Origin of the sequence: Microbulbifer litoralis (assembly GCF_023634065.1) — a bacterium.
Lineage (GTDB): Bacteria > Pseudomonadota > Gammaproteobacteria > Pseudomonadales > Cellvibrionaceae > Microbulbifer > Microbulbifer litoralis.
In genome coordinates this window covers 1-5,365 of the sequence record NZ_JALKCV010000027.1, presented here as the reverse complement: position 1 = coordinate 5,365, position 5,365 = coordinate 1, and the positions used below count along the sequence as shown (strand labels likewise).

The window sequence follows — 5,365 nt, the reverse complement described above, 5'->3', positions numbered from 1 at the left end:
GGTTCTCAAGTAGGGTGTGCCGTGCGCACCGCCCGCTCAATACCGTGAAAGCGCCCCCCCAAAGCCCCCGCGGAGCCATTCCCGGGGGCTTTTTTCCGCCCGCCAAAAACCGCGCCTCAAGCAGCTATAGTGAAATGGAAAGGGCGCCGATGTCGCCCGCCTTCACCTCACCAGCAGGGGCCAGGTCTCCGTATGGCGCTGTTCTTCGCCGGACAAGACACACTGCGGCAACTCCCCGGCCGGCGCATCAACCGCGCGGTGGTGGCGGGCATTACGCTGCTGCTGTTGCTGGTGGTGGTCGCGCTGTGGCTGTACCTCTACTTTAAATCGCTGGAGAAGCCCTACTACGAGCTGAAGGGCTACCGGGTGGCGACCGGCGAGAGTTTCCAGAGCTTCCTGCGCCGTGGCGACAACCGCGAGCGCACCGCGCGGCTGTTCGACTACCTGGAGGCCCAGGGCGTGGGCGAAGTCCTGAATGCGGAAAACCTGCTGCGCCAGGGGACCGACTGGCTGGACATCCATGAGCCCGCCTTCGCCATACCGCCGCGCGACCTGTGGCGCAACATGGTCGCCACGCTGGAAATCATCCGCGATCAACTCGAGCCCAGTATCGGGCCCGTCGACGTCCTGTCCGCCTACCGCACCGCCAACTACAACCGCAAGTCCGGCGGCAGGTCCGGCAGCCGCCACCGGGATTTCTGCGGCCTGGACCTGGTGCCGAAATCCAATATCAGCCGCAAGGAACTGATCGAGGAACTGCGCAGCCTGCACGCGCGCCTGGGTCCCGGCAGCAACCTGGGGCTGGGCATCTACGACAGCGTCCGCTTCCATATCGACACCTGCGGCTACCGGCTCTGGTAGCCGCCGCAAGAGAACGCCGATGGATATCAAAGAGAGCGAAGACCACGAATATGTCGACATCCATATCGAGCGCCGTCGGGCCGTGTGGATCAGTGTACTGGTCCTGGTCGGGCTGCTGGTACTCGTCGTGCTCACCGTCGACAAGGTGCGCGAGCTGGCCGAGCGCATCGTCACGCCGATCGAATACGAGCCCATCCCCGAGGTCTACGATATCCAGGGCTACGCCGCCGCCTCGGAGAGCGCCTTCGAGAAATTCCTGCAGAAAGGCGACAACCGCGAGAAGTTCGCCAAGCTGGAAAACTTCCTGCAACTCAACCATGTAGACGACGTAGTGCCCCTCTACGAGTTAATGCGCCAGGGTACCGACTGGCAGGAAGTGGGCGAGCCCCCCTTTGCCATTCCTCCGGAAGACAACTGGGAGACAATGGTGGACACCCTGAAAGTGGTGAAGGAAGAGATCATCCCGCGTATCGGGCCCGTCATCGTGCTGTCCGGCTGGCGCACATCCAGTTACAACGCCAAGGCCGGCGGGGCCAAAACCAGCAAGCACATGCACTTCTGTGGCCTGGATATGATCCCGGAGCGCAAATTCACCCGCAAGCAACTGGTGCCGATACTGCGCGACATCCACAAGAGCGCCGGCAAGAAATGGGATATGGGCCTGGGTATCTACAGCGGTGTCCGCTTCCACGTGGACACCTGCGGCTACCGGCGCTGGTAAAAGACAACGCCATCTGATTACATAGGCGCCTCCCGGCGGCGCGCCACCCGGCGGCCGCCACCGCAATAACAACAGGGGGCGCGGCAGGTGCAGGAAAAACTGGAACGTCATTCGTTTATCCTTTCACTTTTATTGGTAACGCTGGCTTTTGCCCTGTTGCTGAAGCCCTTTTTCACGCCCATCTTCTGGGCCTGTGCCATCGCACTGATCTTCTTCCCCGTCTACCGCCGCTTGCTGCAGCGCCTGCCAAAATGGCCCAACCTGACAGCATTGCTGACGCTGCTGCTGTGTATCGTGGTGGTGGTGATCCCGGTGCTGCTGGTGGCCAGCTCGTTTATCAATGAAGGGGTGACCATCTTCCAGAAAGTGCAAAACGGCCAGATCGATCTCTCCCAGCAGATCGAACAGGTGCGCAGCGCCTTCCCCGGTATCAATGCCTTTTTCGACCGCGTCGGCCTCGACTTCGACCAGTTGAAGGAACGCGTCATGACCGGCCTGATGAGCGCCGGCAGCTTCCTGGCCCGCAACGCCATCGCCCTGGGCCAGAACACGCTCAATTTTTTCGTCATGCTGGGGCTGATGCTCTACCTCACCTTCTTCCTGCTCCGCGATGGCGAGAAGCTCGTGGCGCTGCTGATCCGCGCCATGCCGCTGGGCGACGAGCGCGAACACCTGCTGCTGGCCAAGTTCGCCGAAGTGACCCGCGCCACCATCAAGGGCAACCTGGTGGTGGCAGTCACCCAGGGTACCCTGGGCGGGCTGATCTTCTGGATCCTGGGCATGCCGGCGCCGCTGTTGTGGGGGGTGATGATGACCCTGCTGTCACTGCTGCCAGCGGTGGGGGCGGCCATCATCTGGTTCCCGGCAGCGCTGTATCTCTACGCCACCGGCGAAATGGTCAAGGCCACGGTACTGATGGTGTTCGGGGTCGCGGTGATCAGCCTGGTGGACAACCTGCTGCGCCCGATCCTGGTGGGTCGTGACACCAAGCTGCCGGACTATATCGTGCTGTTCTCCACTGTCGGCGGCCTGATCATGTTCGGTATCAGCGGTTTCGCCATCGGGCCGCTGCTGGCGGCACTGTTCATGGCCTTCTGGGAAATCTTCATGCGCGAGTTCGTGAATCCCTCGGGCATCCACGGGCCGGCAACCCCCGAACTGGAAGCGCCGTCTCGCGACTAACGCAGCTCCCGCAGGTGCCGGTTCAGCTCGGACATGGGCCGCTGGTCCACCAGCAGCACGCCCTCGGTGGCGCGGTCCAGGTCTGCAATCAGCACGATCACCGTGGCGAAAGTCAGCGCCAGTGCCACCGCCACCTGCAGTGAACGCCCGCGGTGGATCCCGAACTGGTAACCGATTACCACCATCGCCAGCAGCGTTATAAAATACAACCCCAGCCAGATGGGCCCCGGAATCCGGTACTCCAGGCCCACTACCACCCGCGAGTAGTGAAAGCTGATCACGGTATTGAGCGGCTCGGCAAACTGGCGCAGGTACCCCGGGTTGTACTGCCGCCGCGCATGCTCGCTGACCAGCTGCCAGAGCAATCGGTGGATCTCCTCGCTGCGCGCCAGGTTTTTCGGCGTCACCGGTTCCCGCGCCGGGTTGAAATCCCTTATATCTACATACTCCTCCAGCAGCTCGCGGGCGCGTTCCGCGGCTTGCGGCTCGAGAAAGTCGGCGCGCAAATAGGCGGTGTAGATGGCATTCACCTCATCGAGCAACAGCGCCTTGCGCTGCTGGTAGCGATCCGCAGTCATATTGAAAGTAAAGGCCAGCAGGAATGCCAACAATCCCAGTGTCGCGGTAACGGCAGTGCCGATCGACGACTCCTTCTCATTGCGGTGGCGGCGGCGGTGGACGCGGCCGAGCAACGCCCCCAGGAGCAGGGCAGCCAGCACCAGCAATACCGTGCAGATATAGACGAAGGATAGCGGCAGGCTGTGGAACAGGTTGCCGGCTGAAACGGCGAGATCATCCATATCATCGGGCCCTTGAGCGCTGCGCAGTCAGTCCATTGACGCCTACCAGTGTGGCCCAAAGTCACACCACTTGCCGCGCCAGGTACCGGCAATGGCTTCCGGCCCGCGCAACCGGTAGGATAATCACGACCCGATTCACTCAACAGATACAGGATGCGCCATGACACGCTTGATCACACTGCTGCTCACCACGCTGCTCAGCCTGCCCCTGATGGCCCTCGAGGTCGGCGATCCGGCTCCGGACTTCACCTTGCAGGCGTCGGACGGCAAAACCTACTCACTGTCGGATTTCAAGGGGCAACAGGCCCTGGTGATCGCCTGGTATCCCAAGGCCTTCACTAAAGGCTGCACCATCGAGTGCAAATCCCTGGCCGAAAATGGCCACCTGATCCGTGAGTTCGATGTGGCCTACTTTATGGCCAGCACAGACGAACTGGATACCAATACCAAATTTGCCGAGGAACATAAGGCAGACTTTCCCCTGCTCAGCGACCCGGAAGGCGAAGTCGCAGACGCCTACGACGTAAAAATGCCAGCCCTGAACATTGCCCGCCGAATCACGGTCTACATCGGCAAGGATGGGAACATCCTCAAGATCGACAAGGACATCAACCCGGCTACCAGTGCCGAAGATATTGCCAAGACACTCGCCGAGCTTGAGGTGAGTAAGAAAAGTTAATGCTGGAGGGGCGGTATTGGAAGGCTTCCGCTTTTGCGGAGGGCTTTGCCACCTGGCAGATTAAATACCGCCAGCGACCTTCCCAATTACGCTACTATCGGGCACAAAGCCGAAATACCGGGAATCCAGACTATTGCATCGATTGTCTCCAAGAATAAATAAATAACCTTCAGGTACTTTTATTTCAGGGAAATCACTGTGCCGACATACCAAAACTTCATCATTCATATAGTTTTCTTCCAGTGCGACTCCATTTAATATCACCGATGAATTCTTCAATGAAACTCTGTCACCAGATACGCCCATAACTCGACCGAGAAAGGGGCTGCCAGTATGTGGCGCTCGATACACGAGCATTTCACCGCTGTCGACTTCAGAAAAAAGATACGAGAATGTTGTTACGTATACATAACTGTTTCTTTCTACACTTGGGTACATTGAGTCAGATGGCATATGAAAAAACATAAAGCCGAGAATCCTAGCTCTAGGGTCATAAGTATCTGTTCCAGATGGATTCCAGAGATACACGCTTAAAACCAGCATTCCCAAAGCTGCCAGAAAATTCCATATTTTCAATTTACTTCTTCCACCAGATATTACGTTATAGGACGACTGACCGTGAGTGTTTTTTCACTTAAAAAGTGGCGCAGAGACTGTACAAGATGTGCGCAGACCTGAATTTCATGACCTTGATGATTTGCTTGTTAAAAGTGACGCAGTCCACCAAACCGCTGCACCTGCTACAAAACAAAGCGAAATTACGAGTGTCGTATAGAACAAACTTTCGGTTAGCTCGACAGAAAAAATAAGGCCAGCTAATGAGCATATTATACCTACTATGCCACCTGCGATAGCCGCATTCATGATAGGTTTAGTCTTGCTATTTTTTGCCGCAACAACGCCAGCCAATGCCGAACAAAGAACGAACAAAACTCCTAGCGCTTTAACAGGTACTCCATAAATATTTATGACTGCCATGAAGCAGAGCCAAAGGACTCCATAGCTAATAACGCCCCAGACTATTCCTTTCACACTCATATCCTTAGACTTTTAACACCCGGTTTGGGGCGGACTTGGAGCTGCAAAGCAGCGGAAAGACCGTCCCAGCCCCGAAGGAGCGAC

At 57.8% G+C, this 5,365-nt stretch carries 7 protein-coding genes; 4 read left to right on the top strand and 3 right to left on the bottom strand.

The window, feature by feature from the left end:
* Positions 1 to 192 precede the first annotated feature (192 nt).
* From MWN76_RS20690 to MWN76_RS20680, 3 genes are all read left to right on the top strand, one after another.
* Positions 193 to 861: a D-Ala-D-Ala carboxypeptidase family metallohydrolase gene (locus MWN76_RS20690; protein WP_250465061.1), complete on the top strand. Its 669-nt coding sequence runs from the start codon at positions 193 to 195 to the stop codon at positions 859 to 861.
* A gap of 19 nt (positions 862 to 880) precedes the next feature.
* Entirely contained in the window at positions 881 to 1,582 is a 702-nt protein-coding gene (locus MWN76_RS20685; protein ID WP_250465059.1) for a D-Ala-D-Ala carboxypeptidase family metallohydrolase, read from the top strand.
* Between the two features lie 87 nt (positions 1,583 to 1,669).
* On the top strand, positions 1,670 to 2,764 hold the full coding sequence (locus MWN76_RS20680; protein ID WP_250465057.1) for an AI-2E family transporter: 1,095 nt from the start codon (positions 1,670 to 1,672) through the stop codon (positions 2,762 to 2,764).
* Here the strand turns inward: MWN76_RS20680 and MWN76_RS20675 are convergent.
* Entirely contained in the window at positions 2,761 to 3,564 is an 804-nt protein-coding gene (locus MWN76_RS20675; RefSeq protein ID WP_250465055.1) for a bestrophin-like domain, read from the bottom strand. The genes MWN76_RS20680 and MWN76_RS20675 overlap by 4 nt on opposite strands.
* A 160-nt stretch (positions 3,565 to 3,724) precedes the next feature.
* On the opposite strand from MWN76_RS20675, the gene MWN76_RS20670 reads away from it, so the two are divergent.
* Positions 3,725 to 4,243 carry a peroxiredoxin gene (locus MWN76_RS20670; protein WP_250465053.1) on the top strand — a complete coding sequence of 173 codons (519 nt, stop codon included), beginning with the start codon at positions 3,725 to 3,727 and terminating at the stop codon, positions 4,241 to 4,243.
* 60 nt (positions 4,244 to 4,303) lie between these two features.
* Here the strand turns inward: MWN76_RS20670 and lepB are convergent, their stop codons facing one another.
* Together lepB and MWN76_RS20660 are read right to left on the bottom strand one after the other, a co-directional pair.
* Complete coding sequence (gene lepB, locus MWN76_RS20665) at positions 4,304 to 4,819, bottom strand: signal peptidase I (RefSeq protein WP_250465051.1); 516 nt, start codon at positions 4,817 to 4,819, stop codon at positions 4,304 to 4,306.
* Between the two features lie 105 nt (positions 4,820 to 4,924).
* Positions 4,925 to 5,275, bottom strand: coding sequence for a hypothetical protein (locus MWN76_RS20660; RefSeq protein ID WP_250465049.1), 351 nt, complete (start codon positions 5,273 to 5,275; stop codon positions 4,925 to 4,927).
* Between the last annotated feature and the right edge of the window lie 90 nt (positions 5,276 to 5,365).